The organism is Bryocella sp., assembly GCF_058498515.1.
Genome location: NZ_JBMHYI010000024.1, coordinates 77,189 through 99,537, shown reverse-complemented (window position 1 = coordinate 99,537; position 22,349 = coordinate 77,189). Strand labels below are relative to the sequence as shown.

Genomic DNA, 22,349 nt, shown 5'->3' with positions numbered 1-22,349 from the left:
CGTTATGCCGCCAACGTCAGGCGATTAGGAAGCCGGGGGCGGCTGACGGCGCTCCGGAATCGGCGGCACCGCCTGGCTACAGTGGCCGGCGGCATCGCAGGCCTCGATGCCGAAGAAGACATTGTCCTTGGAAACAGGCACGGTGATCTCGGTCTTGTCGGTCGTCGTGTAGCGCTGCCAGTCATTGGCCGTCATGTCCCGCCACAGGACGCGGTACACCGGCGTCGCGCTGGTCGAGGCTGGCGCACTCCACTTCAGCAGCGTGTTGTTGTCGAGGTTGGTCGTGAGCACCTTGACCTCTAGCGGCATACCGGGCGACGCAGCGAGCGAGGCCAGCGTCGCCATGTTCAGCCGCGCCACGTTAGCTATGTAGTTGAAGTCGTCGAATTTCAACAGGTCGCCGTATTCCGTGCCATTCTCGGTGCGGACCTTCTGATGCTGGTGGTTGAAGTTCTCGCGCCACTCGGTGAAGCGCACGGCGGGGAAGTTCAGCGCCGAGAACGAACTGTGATCGCCGCCACGCAGGAAGCGGTCAAGGCGAAGCTCCATCACCGCGGTGAAGGCCGTTGGCGTGTGCGGGAAGTAGCTGTGGTCGGTCTCGAGCACATAGCGAGCGAGCTCCCGCGAGCCAGAGTCATTGTCGAGGCCCAGCGAAAGATCGCGCGCGATGATGTCCGCGGGGTCATGCGGGTTGATGCCCTGCGAGAAGACGCGCACCAGCGACTTGTTCTGCAGCGTCTCGCCCGGCGTGGTATCGCCACCGACGATGTCGTTGTTCAGCACGCCCTCCAGCTGCCAGCCTTCCTGCTTGGCGAGCTCGGCGAGATGCTTGCTGCCGTTGAGACCTTGCTCTTCGCCCGCGACCGTGACAAAGACCAGCGTGGCCAGGAACTTATAGTGCGAGAGCACGCGTGCGGACTCGAGCGAGACGGCCGTGCCCGAGGTATCGTCGTTGGCTCCGGGCGCCGGGCTGTGCGTGTCCATCACGTCGCCTACCCGTGTGTCGTAATGGCCGGTGACCAGGTACATGCGCTTGGCCGCGGTCGGATCCGTGCCATGCAGGATGGCATACACGTTGCGCAGACGCGTGGGTTCGACGATGCGCGCGGCGCGGCCGCCCTTGGGAGGCTGCTCGATGAAGTCGTCGACCTTCACCTCGAGGCAGTGGCCGCAGCCGTCGCTGATGGCGTTGAACTGCTGCTCTATCCACTCCGACGCGGCAATGATGCCTGTGTTCGGCGCGAGGTCCTTCGTCACGGACGAGATGGTGCTGCGGTTGTTGAACGCGATCAGCGACTCGATGGTCTTGCGGATGCGCAGCGGCGAGACCTCATGCAGCGCCTTCACCACCTGCGGATCGGCCTTGTCGGCCACGACGGGCTTGCCGTAGGCAAGCGAATCGCGCTGGGCGAACGCGAGGCCAGGGAGCAGGAGAATGCAGGCAGCAGTAAGATGCAGATTGACACCAAGATCACGACGCAGAACCTTCATTCATCCTCCTCAACCAGCACGCTCGAACCAACCGCAAAGCTCAACCGCTAATGAGTCAACGCTGATCTTCGTCGAATCAGCACTCACCATTTGTGGAACATCTTCGTTTGCGGGTTCTCCGGAAAGAGACGCGGAAGACCACACAAAGGACGCGATGAGCCTGTGAAAGTTGAGGTTACGGGGTTCCTGCGAACAGCATACGGGATTGGGCGGAATTGTTTCTGCACTCGTTTGCGAAGCATCACAACCCCCACGTGTGACGGTGTCGTCTAACGGCCTGTATGCGAATGAAAGCCGCCATTTTCGTTATTTTTGCCCTCGGGCTCACGTTACAGGCGCGAGCAGACGATCCGGCACGCTTCACCCTCGATGGGCCCAAGATCTCCGTGCGTGTCACGCGCGGGACCGTCACTCTGCCCATCGCGCAGGTGCCGAACCTCGTTGCCGGGGACAAGCTCTGGGTGAAGGCTGATCTTCCCGATACGCAGCGCAATCACCTGCTGCTGATCGTCGCCTTCCTTCGCGGCACCACCAATGAGCCGCCGGATAACTGGTTCACCGAGATCGATACGTGGGACAAGAAGTTTCGCGAGGGCTCGACCATCGTCGTGCCTCAGGGCGCAGAGCAGGCTCTCATGTTCATCGCGCCCGAGACCGGCGGCGACTTCAAGACTCTCCGTGGCGCTGTGCGCGGCCGTCCAGGGCTATTCATTCGCGCTGATGCCGACCTCAATGAAGCGTCCTTCGAGCAGCAGCGCATCGAGCACTACTTCGCCGCGATGAAGGAAGCACCCCAGAGCGACGCCAAGGCCATCCAGGACCACTCCGCGAAGCTCGCGGCAACGCTTGAGCTGAAGCCCAACGACAAGTGCTTCAAGGAGCCCGTGGAGGCACAGGTCACCTGCCTCACACAGTCCAGCGCCCCGGTGATTCTCAATGACGGTCATGGCATCGGCGTCGCAGAGGCGTTGTCGTCGGGGCCTTCCTCGGACTTCATCAATCAAGCGTCGTATACGCAACCGGTCGGCGCGGGTGTGTACTCCGCCTACGTCGGTGCAGTCGTCGATCTCGTCCATCTCGTGAGCCTGCTCAAGACCGCGCAGTTCCAGTACATCCCCGGGCTGGGCTTTCCTCAGAACGAGGTCATCAGCCTGAAGCTGAACGCCCCGCCCTCGTTCATCAATCCCAAGACGGTCATCGTCATCGGCCTTCCCGCGATCCAGAAGGCGAAGCTGCCTCCGCTGCATCCGCATGATGCGAACGAAGTCGCCTGCCTCCTCAATCCTAAGATGGTGCTGCCCGTCGAAGGCGCGCCGCTGGTTTTCTCCACGACCTTCGCGCACGACCTCGTCCTGCACCTCAACCGCACAGGCTCGCCGACGGATATGCCGCTGCGTGCCGACGCGTTCGAAGGTGGTCTCGTCATCGCGAAGGATCCGGCCCGCAAGCCGCTCGATCCGCTGAAGCAGGATGAGGCGCCGAGGGGTGGAGGCAAGGCCGGCTCACCGAACGACCTTACGATTACCGGTACCATCGAAGGCTACTGGGGCTTCGATCACTTCACCGGACCCACCATCACGCTGCAGCAAAAAACCGGGGGCGGGTGGAAGGTCGTGGGCGATACGCAAGTCATGGCTGGCAAGGATAGCCACCTGAAGCTGACCGCGGATGGCACGGGTTGCGTCGAGCATGTCGCACTGACGAGCAACAAGGCTAAGGACATCGATGTGGCGTTCACGCCGTCCAAGGGCGGCGATGGCAAAGAGACGAAGAACACGCTGGACCTCGCTGTGTCGCTGAAGGAAGCTGCTCCCGGAGGCTATGCGCTGGGCATTCGGCAGTATGGCGACGCGAACGAGGAGAAGGTTCCGTTGACTGCGTATGACGCGGCGATTCATCTCGACTCGTTGAAGATTCACGCGGGTGACAAGATGGCGTTGCTTGCGGGCAAGGGACTCGGCGATGTCGTCTCCGTCGATCTCGGCGGACAGGCGTTTACCCCCACCGGAGCCGCAGGCAACGACGGCACGCTGACGCTGGTGTCGAAGGAAGCCGCAACCCCCAAGGACGGCAGTGAGGCGAAGGTCAAGCTGAAGGATGGCCGTGAGATCACCGTGAAGGTCTCGGAAGAGCCTGCGCGTCCCACGCTGACATTGCTTTCGATGACTAGTGCACCGCTGGAGCAACAGGGAACTGTGCCGGTGAAGGTTGACTCGAAGGAAGCGATTCCATTGAACGGCACGCTTCACTTCGTGGTGCAGACCAAGGCTGTCTTCCCGCGCACGCAGATGGTGGAAGTGGCGACGGCGGACGGCTCTGCGACCACCAAGCTTTCACTCCCGCAAGGCAATCTTGTGCTGCAGGATGATCACACCGCGGTCGCAACGCTCGATCCGCTGAAGGCCTTCGGAGCCTCCGCATTCGGCCCGCTGGCGATGCGGCCGGTCTCGTCGGACGGCACGGCAGGCGACTGGACGAGACTTGGCGTGCTGGTGCGTGCTCCGCAGATTACAGGCGTGGACTGCGCGGCTGGCGCGACCAACTGCACGGTGCATGGCAAGAATCTCTTCTTCGCAGCGGCCTTCAGTGCGGACAAGGAATTCGCACATCCCACGCAAGTGCCGACGGGCTTTGCCGAGGAATCGTTGCAGGTTCCCGCGCCCAGCGATGGTACGACGCTGTATCTGCGGCTGCGTGACGATCCGAGTGCACTCGCCGCGCTGGCATTGCCCAACCCAGTGAAGCCGGCTGCGACGGCGGCCACTGCGGCGGTTGCCACGCCCATCGCGGCCCCGACCGCTGCCGCGACGCCTCCGCCAGCTGCGCCGCCACAAGTGCCGAAGCTCTAAAGCAGAGATGAAACGCCCTACCAGGTCTTCCAGGGAGCCTTGCCGCTGGCCCACAGCGACTCGAGGTGCTGACGATCTCGAAGTGTGTCCATGGCCTGCCAGAAGCCGTGATGGAAGAAGGCCTGTACCTCGCCTTCATTCACCAGCTTCTCGATCGGCTCGCGCTCGAACATCTGCGAGTCGTCGGTTACGGCTTCGATGGCCTTCGGCGAGAGCACGAAGAAGCCACCGTTGATCCAGCCGCCCTCGTCCTTGGGTTTCTCCTGGAAGCTATAGATCGCGTGGTCCTTGATGCCGAGCGCACCGAAGCGCGCGACGGGTTGCACGCTGGTCAGCGTCACGGCCTTGCCGTGCTCTTTATGGAAAGCAATCGACGCGGTGATGTCGACGTCTGCGACGCCGTCGCCATAGGTCATGCAGAAGGTGTCTTCGCCTTCGAGGTACTGCGCAACGCGGCGCAGGCGGCCGCCTGTGCCTGAGTCCGCACCGGTATCGACCAGCGTCACACGCCAAGGCTCCGCAATGCTGTTGTGCACCGTCATCTTGTTCTCGTGCATATCGAACGTGACATCCGACGTGTGGAGAAAGTAGTTCGCGAAAAACTCCTTGATGATGTAGCCCTTGTATCCGCAGCAGATGATGAAGTCGTTGATGCCGTGCTGCGAGTAGATCTTGAGGATGTGCCAGAGAATCGGCCGTCCGCCGATCTCCACCATAGGCTTGGGGCGCAGCGAGGTCTCTTCCGCGATGCGCGTACCGAGTCCACCTGCGAGGATCACTGCCTTCATCGAAACGTCCTTTTTCCGCGTGCTGTTGGTGCGCCGCTTACGCAATGTGCTTCGCCCTTGGATGCACGAAAGTGCCGTCGCGTCACGGCCCGCTGCGCACCATGATACCTGTTGGGGCCAAAGGGTTTTGCTATCCTTAAGCCAATGAGCGAGCGCGCCGAACAGCTCCGTCAACAGATCCTCCAACTCACGGCTGAGTATCACAGTGAAGCCTTCGCCCCGCGCACGTTTGTTGCGGGCAGCTCCGCCGTCCCGGTCTCCGGTAAGGTGATCGACGCCGCTGACATGAGTGCGGTGGTTGAGTCAGCGCTGGACGGCTGGTTTACGACCGGTCGCTGGGCGAAGGAGTTCGAGCGCAAGCTCGCCAACTTCATCGGCGTGCGTTCAGCGTCACTGGTGAACTCAGGCTCGAGCGCGAACCTCGTCGCGCTGAGTGCGCTCACCTCGCCGAAGCTGGGCGCGCGCGCTCTCAAGCCCGGCGATGAAGTCATCACCGTCGCCGCAGGCTTTCCGACCACGGTCAACCCGATCTTCCAGAACCGCCTCGTGCCGGTCTTCATCGATGTCTCGCTGCCGACCTACGAGATCGATGTGACGATGCTCGAGGCCGCACGGAGCGAGAAGACGCGCGCGGTGATGATTGCGCACACGCTCGGCAACGTCTTCGATCTTGACGCCGTCAGCGCGTTCTGCCGCAAGTACAACCTGTGGCTCGTTGAAGACTGCTGCGATGCGCTCGGCTCGACGTGGAAGGGGCGCAAGGTCGGTACCTTTGGCGATATCGCGACGATCAGCTTCTATCCCGCGCACCACATTACGATGGGCGAGGGCGGCGCTGTACTTACCGACAAGCCGCTGCTCCAGACCCTCATCGACAGCTTCCGCGACTGGGGTCGCGACTGCTGGTGCGAGCCCGGTGTAGACAACACCTGCGGCAAGCGCTTCGACTGGCAGCTGGGCACATTGCCTTGCGGATACGACCACAAGTACACCTACTCGCATGTGGGCTACAACCTGAAGGCGACGGACATGCAGGCCGCGCTGGGCGTGCGCCAGATGGACAAGCTCGAGAGTTTTATCGAGAAGCGCAAGGCTAACTTTGCGTACTTACGCAGTGCGCTCGCTCCGCTCGAAGAGTTCCTGATCCTGCCGGAAGCCACTCCCAACTCCGATCCGAGCTGGTTCGGCTTTCCTATCGGCGTCAAACCGGGGGCGCCATTCAAGCGCGACCAGCTGACGAAGGCGCTGGAGGCAGCGAAGGTTGGCACCCGCAACATCTTCGCGGGCAATCTCGTGCGCCAGCCTGCGTATGTGGGCTGGGAGTATCGCGTCGTTGGCGAGCTGACGAACACCGACTTTGTGATGAACAATGTCTTCTGGATCGGTGTGTATCCCGGGCTTACGAACGAGATGCTGGACTATATCGTGAAGACCGCGACGGAGTTCGTCGTCAACGCGAAGGCCGGCCTCGTCATCGCGTAGTCCTAGACTTCCAGCGACCGCTTGCCATGCAGCAACTGCTCCACGCTGAGGCCGCGGATTGATGCATCGACGAGCTCGACCATGTGGAACGTTGGCAGCTCGGCCGCGCCGCGACGACGCAACGAGCTCATGATCTGCAGCAGGCAGCCGGGGTTTGCGCTCACGACAGCCTGCACATTGACGCTCAACATCTGCTCCGCCTTCATGTCGCCCAGCTGCTCCGCGGTCTCGGGATGGAGCAGGTTGTAGACGCCTGCTGAGCCACAGCAGAGGTTAGGCTCGGGCAGCTCCACGACCTCAAGGCCTGCGATGCGCGACAGCACCTTGCGCGGCTCGGCGAAGATCTGCTGTGCGTGCCGCAGGTGGCAGGCGTCGTGATACACAACGCGCAGCGGCAGCGGATGGCGCGGGTTCACGGGCTCATGCGCTGCAAGGATCTCGCTGATGTCCTTGCACCGTGCCGAAAACGCTGCGGCACGCGCAGCCCATTGCGGATCGTCGCGCAGCAGGTGGCCGTACTCCTTCATGGTGCTGCCGCAGCCTGCGGAGTTGATGACGATCGTGTCAACGCCGGCGAGCTCGAAAACCTCGATCATCTTCCTGGCATACACAGCTGCCTGATCTTCGAGTCCCGAGTGCATGGGCAGTGCGCCGCAGCATTGCTGCTGTTGCGGGATGACCACCTCAAACCCTTCTGCAGCGAGTACCCGCGCCGTTGCGGCGTTCACATGCGCGAAGTAGGCGTCCTGCACGCAGCCGGAGAGCATCCCCACGCGGCCCCGCTTCGCTGTCCTTGCCGCGATATCCGCCGGCAGCGAGTGGAACGGATTCAGCGGCACCGGCGGCAGCAGGTTCTCCATCGCAGAGAGGCGCTTGGGCAGAAGCTTCAGCAAGCCGGTCGCGCGCACCAGCTTCTGCAGCCCGCTGCGCTGATAGATGGCCAGTGGAACGCCAAGCACTCTGAGACGGTTCTTGTGCGGGAAGGTCGCGAAGAGCATCTGCCGATAGAGCCGGTCGGCGAACGTGCGCGGCGCGTGGCGCTCGACCTGGCCGCGCGTGTCTTCGATCAGCTTGTTGTACTCGACGCCCGACGGACATGCGGTCATGCACGCCATGCAGCCCAGACAGTTGTCCATGTGCGTCTGAAAGTTTGCGTCAATCGCAGCTTCGCCGAGCGAGCCTTTGCGCATCATCCAGATGCGTCCGCGCGGAGAGTCCATCTCCTCGTTCCACAGAGCGTACGTGGGACATGCGGGCAGGCAGAAGCCGCAGTGCACGCACTTGTCCATCAAACCGATCTCAGGCGCGTGGTGCGAGTCGAACGCGCTATGAGCTGCACCGCCGAGCTGCACGAGCTCCTGCAGGACGCTCTGCGGCGCGAGACCAACGGCATCACGGGGAGCCAGCGGATTGGGATTCGTGCCCAAGCTAGATACCTCCTACGAAGATGCCGGGGTTGAGCAGTCGCTCGGGATCAAACTCCTGTTTGATAGCGCGCATGACGCTGATCGCTGCGGGAGGTGGACCCCAGGGATCGACCTCGAACGGCAACGCTCCACCTTCAAGCACCGTCACGGTGCCCCCTGTCGACATCAGCCGCTCGCGAAGGTCCGCAACGAGCTCAGTCAGAAGCTTCGGCCCGTATTCATTGGCAATGACGATCTGTGCGGTCACGATGCCGACCGGGTCCGCCACGCAGAAGCATGTGTGATCGGGCAGCGCGTTGAGCTGCGCAAAGCCTGCAACCAGCGCCGCAAGCTTTGTAGGGAGCGCCGTCACCTTCAACGTGGTCGCCCCCCTGTGCTCGAAGAGCCGGTCGCGCGCTGCGAAGACGTCCGGAGCCGCCGTTGCCATGGACAGCGGCCCGGCCAGATCATGCAGCTTCGTCTCCTGTGCCACCAGCACCTCCGGCAGCGAAGCCAGCTCAACATCCAGTGCAAACGCCAAGGAGCCGTTTCGCAGCTGCATCCGCTCCGCCGAGAGTCCATGCTTCAGCACGGCACTCATCAGATCCGCGAGCGGCGCAATCTCCGGTGATTCAATCGTGAACGCCTTTGTATGCGGCTGCAGCCCATGCAGACGGAACGTCGCTTCCGTGATGATGCCGAGCGTGCCAAAGCTTCCGGTCAGCAGCTTGGGCAGATCATAGCCCGCGACGTTCTTCACAACCTTGCCGCCGGTGCGTGCGATGGTCCCATCCGCGAGCACGATGGTCATGCCCAGCACCAGGTCGCGCAGCGAGCCATAGCGCATGCGGAGCAGGCCGCTGTCGTTGGTCGCAAGCACACCGCCTACGGTCGCGAAGCCTGGATGCAGCGGATCAAGCGCTACACGTTGCCCATGTTGCGCGAGCACCTCCTGCATCTGCTGCCAGGTTGTGCCTGCCGCGATCGTTGCGGTGAGATCGCCCCAGCTGTGGTCGCGCACTCCCTCAATGCGCTTGGTGTGCAGCAGCACGTGCGCGTCCACATGCCTGCCCCAGGGCTTGGTTGCAGAGCCTACGGGACGCACGATGAGCTTGTTCGCCGAGCATACCTTCATCACTGCTGATACCTGCTCCGTATCGGCAGGGAAGACCGCGAGGTTCGTGCCCAACTCACGCACGTTGCCTTCGCCAAGCAGCGCGATGAACTCCTGAAGCACCGGTCCTTCCACCAGCGAACGAACGTCGGGCATCAAAACACCTCCGCGATGCCCGCAGCTTCGACGGGATGAGGGATGTACGCTCCGTGGCGGCGCTCTCCGCACAGCCGCGGCGTGGGGAAGAGCTTCTCGGGATTGGCGATGTTCTGCGGATCGAAGGCGCGGCGCACGCGCTGCATGGTGGCAAGGTCGGGCTCGTGAAACTGGTAGCTCATCACACACTGCTTCTCGCGGCCCACGCCGTGCTCGCCGGTGATGGAACCACCGGCATCGACGCAGAGCCGCAGGATGTCGTAACTGAGGATCAACGCCCGGTCCTCTTCGCCTTCGATGGTGCGGTCATAGAGAACCATCGGATGCAGGTTGCCATCACCCGCGTGAAACACGTTGGCGATGCGCAGGCCAGTCTCTGCGCTCATCTCGGCCATGCGCGCGAGCACGCGCGGAAGGGCGGTGCGAGGGATCACGCCGTCCTGCACGATGTAGTTCGGCGAGACGCGGCCCATCGCGGCGAAGGCAGCCTTGCGGCCTTTCCACACCAGCGCGCGCTCGGCATCGGTCTGCGCGAGACGCTGTTCCCACGCGCCGTTCTTCGTGCAGAGCTCGCGCACCTGGATCATCTGCGCATTCACTTCAGCAGTGGGCCCATCGAGCTCCACCAGCAACAACGCCTCGCAATCGGGATAGCCCGCATGGACAGCGGCCTCTGCCGCGAAGATCGATGTCCGGTCCATCAACTCCATCGCGCTGGGCAGCATGCCGCTGGCGATGATGTCGCTGACGGTCTGCGCCGCGCCGTTGACGCTGTCGAAGGCTGCAAGCAGCGTCTGCACCGCTTCAGGCTTGCGCACCACGCGCAGCACCGCACGGGTCGCGACGCCCAGCGTTCCTTCCGACCCGATGAATACGCCCGCGAGGTCATACCCCGGCGCGTCGACGACGCCGTGTTGGGAGCCGAACCACATCGCCTCACCCGAGGGAAGCACCACCTCGCAGCCCAGCACATGCGTCACGGTGAATCCATACTTCAGGCAATGCGCTCCGCCAGCGTTCTCGGCAAGATTACCTCCGATGGTGCAGACGGTCTGTGAGGAAGGGTCTGGCGCATAGAAAAAGCCCGCAGCCTTCACGGCATTGGTGACGCCTGTATTGGTGACGCCCACCTCAACGTGCACCCGCGCATTGTCGAGATCGAGCGCAAGAATCCTGTTCATGCGCGAGAGGCCGATGACAACGCAGTTCTCCGTGGGCAGCGCACCGCCGCTGAGCCCTGTGCCCGCGCCGCGCGCCACAAAGGGCACGGCATGCTGCGCACAGATGCGAACGATGGCCGCAACCTCCACCGTGGTACGCGGCAGTACCACCGCGCCGGGCAGGGTGCGGAAGTTGGTGAGACCGTCGCACTCATAGGTCTGCAGCTGGTTCTGCTCTGCGATGAGACCATGCGGACCTACAGCCGCGCGCAATTCAGCGAGTGCCGCCGGTGTCAGGTTGTTCGGTGCCGGGTTCGGTTCGCTCATGGAAGACGAGTCCAGAGAATCTAGAGAATCCAAGGGGAGCTCAGTGTATCCAACCGCCGCTTATTCGCCGAGCAGGAAGCGTTGCGTGTGGTAAGCGCGCCCTGTTGCTCCATCGCACGAGATCAGCGTAGCGCACATCTTCGGGTTGCCCTTGGCGGCTTCGAACTTGCCGGGCATACCCGTGAGGAAGCGCTTGAGCACAAGCTCCACCTCGACGCCGATCACCGAGTCGAAGGGCCCGCTCATGCCTACGTCAGTCTGGTACGCGGTGCCCTGGGGCAGAATGCGATCGTCTGCGGTGGGCACGTGGGTGTGCGTGCCCAGCACGGCGGTCACGCGGCCATCGAGGTACCAGCCCAGCGCGGCCTTCTCGCTCGTCGCCTCGGCGTGGAAGTCCAGCAGAATGACCTTCGCGCCGGAGTTCTTCTCGATCTGCATCAGCAGCTCATCCGCCTTGCGGAACGGATCGTCGCAGCTGTTCATGAAGACGCGCCCCTGCATGTTCATCACGGCGTACTTCTCGCCCGTCGGCAGCTCGCCTTCGTAGAGCCCAAATCCCGGCGTGGAGGAGGAGTAGTTCGCGGGCCGCAGCAGGCGGCGGCCACGGCCGTGCGAGTCCGCGGGGACGGTCATGTAGTCGAAGATCTCGCGCTTATCCCAGATGTGATTGCCGGTGGTGATCACCTGCGCGCCCAGGTCGAAGAGCTCCTCCGCGATGGAAGGCGTGATGCCGAAGCCACCGGCGGCGTTCTCGCCATTGATGACGAGGAGGTCGACCTGGTTGGATTCGACGACATGGGGAAGGTGCTCGCGAACGATGTGCCGGCCGGCGGAGCCAAAGACGTCGCCGACGAAGAGAATATTCACCCTCCGAGTTTAACGCGCCTGGGTGTGGGTTGGAGGTCGTTGCCGGCTGCTGGGAACGATTCTCCCGGAATCCGCGGAGCGAATCCGCAGGATCGCAAGCTATGCTCTTTGCATGCTCGACCGCCCTATCGATTTAGCCTGGAACTTTCCTCTGCTGCCCGGGCAGGGTGCGGAGTGGCAGGCCTACCTGGAGCGCGCCGTCCGCTCGCTGCACGTCGACGATCCCGTCGAGATGCGCCCCAGCTTCCGCGGCGCCGATGCCCGCCTGCGCGAGCGTGCCGCGCGCTGGCTTGGCGCCGATGCCTCGCGCACGTGGCTTACCTGCGGAGGCCATCACGGGTCGCTGATGTCGCTGCTGGCCGCGGACCTGGGCGGCAAGGAGATCGCGGTCGAGCGCGTGACGTACACCGGCATCATCGATCAGGCGCGCATGCTGCACGCGACGCTGGACGGCTGCGCCTATGACGCGGAGGGCGTGCGGCCGGAGTCGCTCGACGAACGCTGCCGCAACGCCGATGTGCGAGCCGTCTTTCTGATGCCTACCGTGCATAATCCGCTGGGCTGTGTGATGTCGCTGGCGCGCCGGGAGGCCATCGTGGAGATCACCCGCCGCCACGACATCCTCATCATTGAGGACGATGCCTATGGCTACATGGCGCCCAACGCTCCGCCGAGCTTGTGCGAGCTCGCGCCGGAGCGGACCTTTTACGTGCGCGGCCTGAGCAAGAGCATCGCTCCGCAGACCCGCACCGGCTTCCTGGTTGTGCCGGAGCGCTTCGCGGGCAACATCGAGGGGGTGCTCAAGAACACCACCACGGGTACGTCGCTCGCACACAACCTGGCTGCGATGGCGATGATCGAGGATGGCGCCTGGCAGCGCAGCGTGGACGCCAAGCTCGCCGAAGGCAAGGAGCGTAACGCTGCGGCGCGCGAGCTGTTGGGTGAGGCTGCGCAACCCGGAGCGGAGCACGCCTGGCACCTCTGGGTCTGTCTGCATGAGGGGCTCAACGGAGTGGAGGCCGCGCGGCTTTGTCTGGAGCGCGGTGTGATGGTCAGTCCTGCAGAGGGCTTTACGCCTCCCGGGGTTAAGTCTTCCTGCGCGATACGGTTGGGCCTGGGCGGCGAGGTCGAGCGCGAAACCGCGCTCGAAGGCGTGCGGCGGGTGGTTGAGGCGATTCGGACAGCCTAAGGAGACGACACTGCAGCTCGCCTACCTGATCCTCGGACACGCGCATCCGCGCCAGATCGTTCGTAGCATAGAGCGGCTGCGGACCTCGGCGAGCGTGTTCGTCGTGCATATCGACGCGCGCGCCGACGCCAGTGTCTTCGATGAGCTGGCGGCTTATGCGGCGACGGTCGAGGATGTGCTGCTTGCGCCGCGCAGGCGCTGCTACTGGGGAACGTACGGCATCATGGAGGCCGCGTTCGTCTGCATCTCCACGGTGCTGGCGAGTGGCAAGCCGTTCGACTATGCGGTGTTGCTCTCCGGGCAGGACTATCCCATCAAGCCGGCTGCGGAGATTGCGGCGTTCTTCGCCCAGCATGCGGGAGCGGAGTTCGTGGAGGCGTTTCCGCTGGACAAGCCCAATCGCTGGACGGCGCAGGGTGGGCCGTTTCAGGCTATGGCTCGGGTGCTGCACTGGACCTTGAACTTCCGCAGCCGCACGCTGCACATCCCGCTGCGACGACGGTTCTACAAGGGCTGGGAACCGCATGGCGGGTCGCAATGGTGGGTGTTGTCGCACGATGCGCTCGTGTGGATCGACCGCTATCGGAGCTCGCATCCCGCGCTGGAGAGGTACTTCCGGTTCGTGTTCATTCCGGATGAGGCGATGATCCAGACGATGCTGGCGAACTCACCGTTTCGCGAGAAGATCGACGGCACAGCGATCCACTACATCGATTGGGAGCGGCCGAATCCGAAGCCTCCGCGGACGCTGGATGAGGAAGATTTTGAGCGGCTGCGGGAGTCGGTGTGTTTGTTCGCGCGGAAGATGCATCCGGAGATGAGCGCGGCGCTCCTCGACCGCGTAGACCGCGAGCTGCTGGGCTGATCGCGATGCCGGGTGGCCCATCGCTATCGCCCATTTCGTCCGGTACCCATCGTGGACTCTACCCCTGTGCCATCAAGACTTTACAGACAAACACTGGGCTTTCGGTCCATTTTTCTGAAGTCCGGACCTAAAGTCTCTCGATCGAAGACTTTGCGCAAAAGGGGGGGTACCTACTCCGCTGACTCGCCGTGGGCTTCTTCGGTTTCTTCTTCCTTCTCGAGGTTGGTCTTGGCCTGGGAGCGCATGAGGGGGAAGAGGATGACGTCGCGGATGGAGCGGGAACCGGTGAGGATCATGGTCAGCCGGTCGATGCCGATGCCTTCGCCGGCGGTCGGGGGCAGGCCGTAGGCGAGGGCGCGGACGTAGTCGGAGTCCATCTCGCCCATGGCTTCGTCGTCACCGGCGGCTTTTTGGGCGAGCTGGTCGTTGAAGCGGCCTTCCTGGTCGACCGGATCATTGAGCTCGGAGAAGGCGTTGCCGACCTCGAAGCCACCGATGTAGAACTCGAAGCGCTCGGTCCATTCGGGCTCGTCGGGCTTGACCTTGGAGAGCGGGGAGACGGCGAGAGGGAAGTCGTAGATGATCGTGGGCTGGATGAGATGCTCTTCAGCGAGGGCTTCGAATAACCCAGCTATCGACTTACCGTAAGTGAGTTTCGAGCAGTTGGTCAGGGCATCTACCAAACTGGTCCGCAATTTATATAGACGATGGAGGATCGAGGGTTCGTCGGAATACGTCCGGGTATCGGCGACCGCGCTCAGTTCCTTGATTACGGCGGGAAACGCCCACTCGTCGCCCCGCTTTACCGGGGGCATCTCCGCAATGTTGCTATAGCTCTGCTGATCCTTTTTGAGCGGCTTTATGACGTCATCCAGATGGGCCAGCGATCTTCCGAGAAGATATTCAACAGCCTCATAATCTCTGAAGTCTTCGTGGTCTGGAACGGCTCCTAGCGCGAGATCCCAGAACTTGATGATGGCGTCGCGCATCGAGAGCTTCTGCCAGTTGGCAAGGTCGATCTCGACCCACTCGCCGGCGCGGGGGCCTTGGGGTAGGGGGAACTTGGCGACGGTGGTGCCGTTGACTTCCTTGGCGACGAACGTGATGAGTGACTTGGTGAGGTCCATCAGGTCGTGGTAGTTCGCGTAGGCCTGGTAGAACTCGAGCATGGTGAACTCGGGGTTGTGGCGGGGGCTGACGCCTTCGTTGCGGAAGTTGCGATTGATCTCGTAGACGCGGTCGAGGCCGCCGACGACGAGGCGCTTGAGGTAGAGCTCGGGCGCGATGCGCAGGTAGAGCGGCATGTCCAGCGCGTTGTGGTGCGTGGTGAAGGGGCGCGCGGTTGCTCCGCCAGCGACGGGCTGGAGCATGGGGGTTTCGACTTCGAGGTAGCCGCGGGTGTCGAAGAAGGTGCGGATGGCGCGGAGGATGGCGGCGCGTTTGACGAAGGTCTGGCGGACGTTGAGGAGCGGTTCTACGTTGTCCGTTGTGTGTTGTACGTTTTCTGTGGCGGGCTGGGAAGCAGGTCTCTCCGCTGCGTCTCCGCTTTGCTCCGACTTCGGTCGAGATGACACACCTGTAGAGGCGCCGGAGTTCATGATGAGGTCGACGTAGCGGCGGCGGTAGCGGGTCTCGATGTCTTCCAGGCCGGAGTACTTGTCCGGCAGGGCGAGCATGGACTTGGTGAGCAGGACGAGCGCGGGCTGGTTGAGCTGGAGGTCGATGGGGCGGGCGTGGAGGGTGAGCTCGCCGGTGCGGGTGCGCATGAGGGTGCCGCGCACGCCGACGATGTCGCCAAGGTCGAGGAGCTTGTAGAGATCGAAGAGGGGTTCGCCGACGTCGTCCTTGCGGACATAGATCTGGAGGCGGGTGCCGTTCTGCTGCAGCACCGCGAAGCCGGCCTTGCCTTGCTGGCGATGCGCCATGACGCGGCCGGTGATGGCCGCGGCGATGTTCTCGGCGGCGAGCTCTTCGGCGGTCTTGTCGGTTCCATCCGCGTGCTTGCCGAGGGGCAGCAGCTCGGGGATGCCGTCGATGCTCTTGGTGAGGGTGTGGGTGAATGGGAAGCTGTTGGGGTACTTCGCTTCGAGCTCGGTGGCAGCCGGGTTTGCGGTGCGCACGATGTCGGCGATGCGAGTCAGCTTTTCCTGACGCTCGGCAAAGAGCTTCTCTTCAAACTTGGAGTCGAACTGGGGCAAAACGGGGTCTCGCTTGGCGGATTTCTGGAGGGTCTTCGATCTTTGAGTATAGCGGCGGGTTGGGTCCCTCAGCGGCTAAAGCCGGGTGTGTGGGGCTGGCGCTGATGTCATGGCTGAAGCCATGACCTGCCGTTCGTGCAGGGGCCGGACGCGGAACAGCAGATTCCCTGCGGGAATGACAACAAGAGAGGCAAGAGGCGGAGGTGCGGACGCGGAGCCCCTTGGGGAATGACAACCGAAGGGGACGTGTGCGGCGCGTGGAGTTGGGAGCTTCCGCCAGCATTCCTGCGAACCCACATCTCAGAAGCGAGATGTGGGGCACCCGGATTCGTGCGAGTTCAAGAGTCGAAGGAGAGACGGCCGGCCGCTACGGGCGGGAGCCGAGGAGGAGGATGTCGACGAGGCGTTCGGCGGTCTCGCGCCAGTCGGGGGTGTTGGCGAGGTAGGAGACTCCGACAAGGGCCTTGATGAGATCCGCGCCCTTCACGTTCCTGCGCATGATGCCGTGAGCGATGGCCTGGGTCGTGAGCAGGTCGATGGCGCCGTAGATGAGCTGGCCGGATTGCGCGAAGACGCGGGCGGGGCCGCCGGCGAGGTTGTTGAGCGCGGGCGCGATGATCTTCTTGGTCTCGATGTAGTCGATGAAGAGGAGCATCCAGCGGCGGAGGGCTTCCTCGGGCGGGAGCGTGGTGGAGAAGATGGTCGCTGCCTCGGCCAGGCCTTCAAGGCCAGCCCTGTAGACGGCTTCGAGGAGCTCGTCGCGGTTGGCGAAGTGGCGGTAGAGGGTTCCGGGGCCGATTCCGGCCTGCTTCGCGATGTCGTCGAGGGAGACGCTGGCGATATCGCCGCCGGAGCGGGTGAAGGCTTCGCGGGCCACGGCGAGGATGCGGTCGCGATTGCGCTGGGCGTCGACGCGAAGCTTGCGGGGGGCGGCGGGAGGTTCGGAGGGGGTGGGTTTGGGGTTGGGCATGGTGAAAAGGGCGTGACTCCGCTTGCAAGCGGAGGGAGTCTCCGCTTATAGTATCCCTTAGCGGAGGATGTCTCCGTTTTACGGGGTGCAGCTCCCGGAGTCAAGCGGCCGCAAGCGAGCAGGCCCGCCGGGAACGACCTTCGCAAGGAGGAAAGTCAGATGGCAATCGCGATGGAAAACGCAATCGGGAAGAAGTTTGGCAACAAGTCGACCACGGAGGAGGTGCTGGAGGGGGTTCGGCTGGACGGCAAGCGCGTGCTGGTGACCGGTGTTTCGGCCGGGCTGGGCGTCGAGACCGCGCGGGCGCTGGTGGCGCACGGAGCGCACGTGGTGGGAGCGGCGCGCGATTTGAAGAAGGCTGAAGCGGCGACCGCGGGTGTCCGGGAAGCGGCTGCGGCCGGCGGAGGTTCGCTGGAGCTGGTCGAGCTGGATCTGGCCAGCCTGAAGAGCGTGCGGGCGTGTGCGGATGCGCTGCTGCATGATGGGCAGTTCTTCGACGTGGTGATTGCGAACGCGGGTGTGATGGCGACGCCGTTCGGCAAGACCGTGGATGGGGTCGAGACACAGTTCGGGACGAACCACCTGGGGCATTTCCTGCTGATCAACAAGATCGCGCCGCTGCTGCGGCCGGGATCGCGCGTGGTGAGCCTGTCGTCGGCGGGGCATCGGTTTGGCCAGCCGGACCTGGACGATATCAACTTCGAGAAGACGGCCTACGACCCGTGGCTGGGGTATGGGCGGTCGAAGACGGCGAACATCCAGTTTGCGGTGGAGTTCGACCGGCGGCACAAGGCGCGCGGCGTGCGTGCGACGGCGGTGCATCCGGGAGGGATTCAGACTGAGCTGGATCGTCACCTAGCCCCGGGGTGGGTCGAGCAACGGATTGCACAGATCAACCAGCAGCGTGCCGAGGCAGGTCTTGGACCCTACGAGATGAAGACGATCCCGCAGGGCGCGGCGACGTCCGTGTGGGCGGGTGCGGTGGCGGATGCGAACGAGGTTGGCGGACGCTACTGCGAGGACTGCCATGTGAGCCCGGTGGTTCCGAGCACGACGCAGATCATGGGGCTGGGCGAGGGCGTGTATGACTATGCGCTCGATCCGGCGAAGGCTGCAGCGCTGTGGGCGAAGAGCGAGGAGCTGGTGGGCGAAAGGTTCTAACGGCTCTTCGAGAAGAACGCAGGGGGGCGCGGCGAATGCCGTGCCCTTTTGCGTTGGTGCGGCAACGTGGGAAGAACGTCTGCTGTCGAGGTGCGAGGTGACAGGTCTGGGAGGTGCGAGGGTACTTCCAGATCTGGTGGTGGTAGTTTGGTTCACGTGGCGGACGACGGCGACAACAACAAGCAGGGCGGCGTGCTGAAGGACCTGGTGAAGGCCGAAGCGATGCTGCAGCTGGCGATCGCGCTGCCGCTGGGGTGCCTGGTCGGGTGGGGCCTGGGCGATCTGCTGGACAAGCACTTCCACACCACGTGGATGCAGGTGGTGGGGATTTTGCTGGGCGCGGCGGCGGGGTTTGTGCAGATCATCACGACGGCCCGGAGATTTTTGAAGCAGGAAGAGAAATGATTCCGTTGGCGCAGTTTACGGACGCGGATGCGACGCGCACGATTGTGAAGGCGTTGCGGCTGCTGGCGGTGATGGTGGCGATTGCGGCTCCGCTGCTGGCTTGGAAGCTGGGCTGGCAGACGGCGGTGCTGTTCCTGGTGGGGGCGGCGATCTCGGCGGCGAGCTTGTGGAAGTGGCTGCGGCTGATGGTCGCGACGCTGGCGCGGATGGAAGTTCCGGCGGATGGCGTTGCACCAGCTCCGGTACGTCCGATGGCTCCGGTGCTGATGGGTTTCTTCCTCACGCTGGGGCTGAGCGTGGTTGCTCTGTATGTTAGCCTTAGGTATCTGGATGGAAGTGTGTACGCGCTCGCCGCAGGATTGGCGCTGGGTGTGTTTGCGCTAGTCATCGAGGCTCTCCGGCTGGTCAAGGCGTGGACGGTGTGAGGTTGGCTTCGGCTGCCCGCCCGGCGTTCGCGTGCGGCGGCGGAAGGGCTTCGAGTCCTGCCAGAGCGGACTGATATGTCGAACCCATTGTTTTTGACCAAGGCACTGAATCAAGTCTTCGCCGGCCCGGTGGATGCGTTGCTCCGCGCGGTGCATGTGACCCCGGCGAACCCCCATGCGCCCATCAACAACACCTTCGCGATGGAGCTGCTGATCTTCGCCGCGCTGCTGGTGTACTTCCTTGTCGTGCGGCTGACGCTGAACGTGGAGAAGCCGGGCGCTGCGCAGCACCTGGCGGAGCTGACCACAGAGTTTGTGGACGATCAGTCGTCGCAGATCATCGGCCACGGGCATGAGCGCTTTGCGGGCTTCCTGACGGCGCTGGTGCTGTTCATCCTGTTCTCGAACCTGCTGGGCCTCGTCCCGGGCTTCGAATCGCCGACCGCTGATGTGGTGGTGCCGCTGGGTCTCGCGATCTCGGTGTTCCTCTACTACCACTACCATGGCATCCGCGTGAACGGCTTCGGCTACATCAAGCAGTTCCTGGGGCCGGTGTGGTGGATCAGCTGGCTGATGCTGCCGATCGAGATCATCTCGCACTTTGCGCGCGTGCTCTCGCTGACGGTGCGACTTTACGCGAATATGTTCGCGGGCGACCTGTTGACGCTCGCGTTCTTCTCGCTGATCCCGGTGGGCATTCCGCTGGTGTTCCTGGGCCTCCACCTTGGCGTGGCGGTGATCCAGGCGTATGTGTTCTTCCTGCTGGCGTGCATTTACCTGTCGATGGCGGTATCGCACGACCACTAAGGTTCAGTGAATAGTGAAGTAGTGAATAGTGAAGAAAAACGAGGGGCTTTAGCCTTATTCACTATTCACTTCCTCACTATTCCCTAGCAGTTCAAGATCTCGCGGAGGGTGCTCCCTTCCGCGGTGTGTACCCCGCCTTCGAGCGTGAGGGGGCCAGCACGGTGAGCCTCAACCACCCACTGGAAGGCGAAGACTACGGGAGCATGGAGTCACAATGCGTAAGTTGCAATATCTGTTCATGTCGCTGGCCGCTCTGTTGATCGCGGTTCCGGCGTTCGGTCAGGGTGGCGATGCCGCTGCCCAGTGGGTTCCTCTGGCTGCCGGTCTGGGTATGGCCCTCGCGGCTGGTCTCTGCGGTCTGGGTCAGGGTAAGGCGACGGCTTCGGCTACCGAGGCTCTCGCGCGGAATCCGGGCGCGCGTCCTGGCATCTTCATCTTCCTCATTCTCGGCCTGGCCTTCATCGAGTCGCTGGCGCTGTTTACCTTCGTCATCATCTTCCTGAAGGTGCACGCATAAACCTGGCGACGTCTTTCGAGACGATTGGCGAGAGAGCCTCCGCATTCGCGGGGGCTCTTTTGTGCCGTCGTCCAGCACGGAGCTACTGTCTGTTCGAGGAATCCACAGAGAAGCCCCCTCGGATCGCAAGACGTATCGACGTTTTGACAGACTGGCGTAGGATGTTTATCGGTGCGCCTCCGGGGCGCGGTTTGAGGGAATGCTTCTCGCATGAGTCTTTTTGACGTTTTGTTTGGCAAGCCGCTGGCTAGCAGTGAGCAGCATGCGGAGCACATCGGCGTGGCCGCCGGTGTTCCCATCTTCGGCCTTGATGGCCTGACGAGCGCGGCTTACGGCCCGGAATCGGCCATGGCGCTGCTGGTGCCGCTGGGGTACTTCGGCGTTCAGCACTTCCTGATGCCGATCTTCTCGTTCATCCTGGCGCTGCTGGTCATCCTGTACTTCAGCTATCGCCAGACCATCGTGGCGTATCCGAATGGTGGCGGCTCGTTTACGGTTGCGAGCGAGAACCTGGGCGACCAGGCTGGTCTGCTGGCGGCCGCGGCGCTGATGATCGACTACATCCTGACGGCTGCGGTGGGTATCTCCGCCGGCGTCACGGCGCTGGTCTCGGCGGGGCAGGGAACGCGCTTCGGCGAAGACCTGCACAACCATCAGCTGATCCTGTGCCTGGTGATCCTGGTGGTCATTGCGGGCGTGAACATGCGCGGCGTCCGCGAGTCGGGCTTCGCGTTCATGCTGCCGACGATCCTGTTTGTGGGCACGCTGCTGTACACGGTAGGCGTGGGTTTCTGGGATATCTGGAAGTCGCATGGGCACCCGATTCCACTGTCGGCTCCTCCGCCGGCGGACATGAGCAAGATCGAGCACCTCTCCGGATGGCTGCTGGTCTTCTGCATCATGAAGGCGTTCTCGAATGGTTGCGCGGCGATGACCGGCGTGGAAGCTGTGTCGAACGGCGTGACGGCGTTCAAGGAGCCGCGCAGCGTGCTCGCGAACCGCACGCTGACGATCATCATCTCCATCCTGATCGTGCTGCTGTTCGGCCTGGCGTATGTTGCTAAGGCGTATGGCGTGACGGCGATGGATTCCAACGCCAGCAACTACCAGAGCGTGCTGTCGATTGAGGTTGCGGCGGTGTTCGGCCGTGGCTGGTTCTACCTGCTGACCATGGGTAGCGTGCTGGCGGCGTTGAGCTTCAGCGCGAACACGGCGTTTGCGGACTTTCCGCGCATGGCGCGCGCGATCGCGGCGAAGGACTACCTGCCGCACGTGTTCCTGCTCAAGGGTCGACGGTTGCTGTTCTCGCATGGCATCTATGCGCTGACGGGCTTCACGGCGCTGATCCTGATCCTGTTCGACGGCGTGACCGACCGCCTGATTCCGCTGTATGCGATGGGCGCGTTCCTGGCGTTTACGCTGTCGCAGGCGGGCATGGTGCGGCACTGGCACAAGACGATGGATGCGCCGCACCGGCACCTGAAGATGGCGATCAATGGCCTGGGGTCGGTCGCGACGGGTATCACGCTGATCGTGATCCTGGTGACGAAGTTCATGTACGGTGCGTGGGTGACTACGCTGCTGATCCCGGTGCTGATCCTCACCATGCATGCGGTGCGGAAGCACTATGTGCGCGTGAAGCGCGAGACCGAGGACCCGACACCGCTGCGGCTGACCGGACTGGAGCAGCCGATTGTGGTGATCCCGATGGCGCGCTGGGACAAGATCACGGAGAAGGCGATGCGGTTTGGCCTGCTCATGAGTCCCATCGTGAAGGTGGTGCATGTGGACTCGGACGACGCCGACGCCCTGGGGCTGGTGTGGGACGAGATGGTGCTGAAGCCGATCCGCGAACACAGCATGCAGGAGCCTGAGCTGGTGACGGTGAAGTCGAACTTCCGGACGATTCTCTCACCGCTGATGGACTACGTCCTGAAGCTGGAGGACGAAAATCCGGGGCGGAAGATTGCGGTCCTGCTGCCGGAGCTGGTGGTTCGCCACTGGTGGGAGAATTTGCTGCACAATCAGCGCGTGCAGCTGCTGAAGTTGCTGCTGCTGCTGAAGGGAAATCAGCGGATCGTGGTGGTCAATATCCCGTGGTACCTGTAAGGAACTGCGGTCGGCAAGATTGCGGGCGCAGGATTTCGATCCAGTTGACCCTCGGGACGATTC

General features: G+C 63.2%; 18 protein-coding genes. 10 read left to right on the top strand and 8 right to left on the bottom strand.

Features of this window, described 5'->3' with window-relative positions:
* Positions 1-24: 24 nt before the first annotated feature.
* On the bottom strand, positions 25-1,491 hold the full coding sequence (locus AC5E6W_RS07310; RefSeq protein WP_491751615.1) for a M28 family peptidase: 1,467 nt from the start codon (positions 1,489-1,491) through the stop codon (positions 25-27).
* A gap of 287 nt (positions 1,492-1,778) precedes the next feature.
* Here AC5E6W_RS07310 and AC5E6W_RS07305 point away from each other — a divergent pair, with 287 nt between their 5' ends.
* Entirely contained in the window at positions 1,779-4,340 is a 2,562-nt protein-coding gene (locus AC5E6W_RS07305; protein WP_491751614.1) for a hypothetical protein, read from the top strand.
* A 17-nt stretch (positions 4,341-4,357) separates the two neighbouring features.
* Here AC5E6W_RS07305 and rfbF read toward each other — a convergent pair whose 3' ends face one another.
* Complete coding sequence (rfbF, locus tag AC5E6W_RS07300; RefSeq protein WP_491751613.1) at positions 4,358-5,128, bottom strand: glucose-1-phosphate cytidylyltransferase; 771 nt, start codon at positions 5,126-5,128, stop codon at positions 4,358-4,360.
* Positions 5,129-5,272: 144 nt separating this feature from the next.
* Between rfbF and rfbH the strand changes: the two genes are divergently transcribed.
* Positions 5,273-6,610 (top strand): lipopolysaccharide biosynthesis protein RfbH, encoded by a 1,338-nt coding sequence (gene rfbH, locus AC5E6W_RS07295; RefSeq protein WP_491751612.1) that lies wholly within the window; start codon positions 5,273-5,275, stop codon positions 6,608-6,610.
* A 2-nt stretch (positions 6,611-6,612) separates the two neighbouring features.
* Here the strand turns inward: rfbH and AC5E6W_RS07290 are convergent, their stop codons facing one another.
* Genes AC5E6W_RS07290 through AC5E6W_RS07275 form a run of 4 tightly spaced genes read right to left on the bottom strand, consistent with a single transcriptional unit; the run spans position 6,613 to position 11,640 of the window.
* Positions 6,613-8,037 carry a (Fe-S)-binding protein gene (locus AC5E6W_RS07290; protein WP_491751611.1) on the bottom strand — a complete coding sequence of 475 codons (1,425 nt, stop codon included), beginning with the start codon at positions 8,035-8,037 and terminating at the stop codon, positions 6,613-6,615.
* Between the two features lies 1 nt (position 8,038).
* Positions 8,039-9,286 carry an FAD-binding oxidoreductase gene (locus tag AC5E6W_RS07285; protein ID WP_491751610.1) on the bottom strand — a complete coding sequence of 416 codons (1,248 nt, stop codon included), beginning with the start codon at positions 9,284-9,286 and terminating at the stop codon, positions 8,039-8,041.
* Positions 9,286-10,773: an FAD-linked oxidase C-terminal domain-containing protein gene (locus tag AC5E6W_RS07280; protein ID WP_491751609.1), complete on the bottom strand. Its 1,488-nt coding sequence runs from the start codon at positions 10,771-10,773 to the stop codon at positions 9,286-9,288. The genes AC5E6W_RS07285 and AC5E6W_RS07280 overlap by 1 nt, the downstream gene beginning before the upstream one ends.
* A 60-nt stretch (positions 10,774-10,833) precedes the next feature.
* Positions 10,834-11,640 (bottom strand): TIGR00282 family metallophosphoesterase, encoded by an 807-nt coding sequence (locus AC5E6W_RS07275; RefSeq protein ID WP_491751608.1) that lies wholly within the window; start codon positions 11,638-11,640, stop codon positions 10,834-10,836.
* 112 nt (positions 11,641-11,752) lie between these two features.
* On the opposite strand from AC5E6W_RS07275, the gene AC5E6W_RS07270 reads away from it, so the two are divergent.
* Both AC5E6W_RS07270 and AC5E6W_RS07265 read left to right on the top strand, forming a co-directional pair.
* Positions 11,753-12,829 (top strand): aminotransferase-like domain-containing protein, encoded by a 1,077-nt coding sequence (locus AC5E6W_RS07270; protein ID WP_491751607.1) that lies wholly within the window; start codon positions 11,753-11,755, stop codon positions 12,827-12,829.
* The gene (locus AC5E6W_RS07265) at positions 12,807-13,694 is read left to right on the top strand and encodes a beta-1,6-N-acetylglucosaminyltransferase (RefSeq protein ID WP_491751606.1); all 888 of its coding nucleotides are present in this window, start codon (positions 12,807-12,809) and stop codon (positions 13,692-13,694) included. Before AC5E6W_RS07270 ends, AC5E6W_RS07265 begins: the two co-directional genes overlap by 23 nt.
* Positions 13,695-13,864: 170 nt before the next feature.
* Here AC5E6W_RS07265 and AC5E6W_RS07260 read toward each other — a convergent pair whose 3' ends face one another.
* Positions 13,865-15,892 carry a lysine--tRNA ligase gene (locus AC5E6W_RS07260; RefSeq protein ID WP_491751605.1) on the bottom strand — a complete coding sequence of 676 codons (2,028 nt, stop codon included), beginning with the start codon at positions 15,890-15,892 and terminating at the stop codon, positions 13,865-13,867.
* 367 nt (positions 15,893-16,259) lie between these two features.
* Positions 16,260-16,862, bottom strand: coding sequence for a TetR/AcrR family transcriptional regulator (locus tag AC5E6W_RS07255; RefSeq protein ID WP_491751604.1), 603 nt, complete (start codon positions 16,860-16,862; stop codon positions 16,260-16,262).
* A gap of 159 nt (positions 16,863-17,021) precedes the next feature.
* On the opposite strand from AC5E6W_RS07255, the gene AC5E6W_RS07250 reads away from it, so the two are divergent.
* The 6 genes from AC5E6W_RS07250 to AC5E6W_RS07225 all read left to right on the top strand — a co-directional run bounded on the left by AC5E6W_RS07250 (position 17,022) and on the right by AC5E6W_RS07225 (position 22,286).
* Complete coding sequence (locus tag AC5E6W_RS07250; RefSeq protein WP_491751603.1) at positions 17,022-18,023, top strand: SDR family NAD(P)-dependent oxidoreductase; 1,002 nt, start codon at positions 17,022-17,024, stop codon at positions 18,021-18,023.
* A gap of 156 nt (positions 18,024-18,179) precedes the next feature.
* Positions 18,180-18,428 (top strand): AtpZ/AtpI family protein, encoded by a 249-nt coding sequence (locus AC5E6W_RS07245; protein WP_491751761.1) that lies wholly within the window; start codon positions 18,180-18,182, stop codon positions 18,426-18,428.
* Positions 18,425-18,853, top strand: a complete 429-nt coding sequence (locus AC5E6W_RS07240) for a hypothetical protein (protein WP_491751602.1) — start codon at positions 18,425-18,427, stop codon at positions 18,851-18,853. Before AC5E6W_RS07245 ends, AC5E6W_RS07240 begins: the two co-directional genes overlap by 4 nt.
* Positions 18,854-18,928: 75 nt before the next feature.
* A complete protein-coding gene (gene atpB / locus AC5E6W_RS07235; RefSeq protein ID WP_491751601.1) occupies positions 18,929-19,660 on the top strand; it encodes a F0F1 ATP synthase subunit A in 732 nt (243 codons plus the stop codon).
* 214 nt (positions 19,661-19,874) lie between these two features.
* Complete coding sequence (locus AC5E6W_RS07230; protein WP_491751600.1) at positions 19,875-20,177, top strand: ATP synthase F0 subunit C; 303 nt, start codon at positions 19,875-19,877, stop codon at positions 20,175-20,177.
* Between the two features lie 210 nt (positions 20,178-20,387).
* The gene (locus AC5E6W_RS07225) at positions 20,388-22,286 is read left to right on the top strand and encodes an APC family permease (protein WP_491751599.1); all 1,899 of its coding nucleotides are present in this window, start codon (positions 20,388-20,390) and stop codon (positions 22,284-22,286) included.
* Positions 22,287-22,349: the final 63 nt, after the last annotated feature.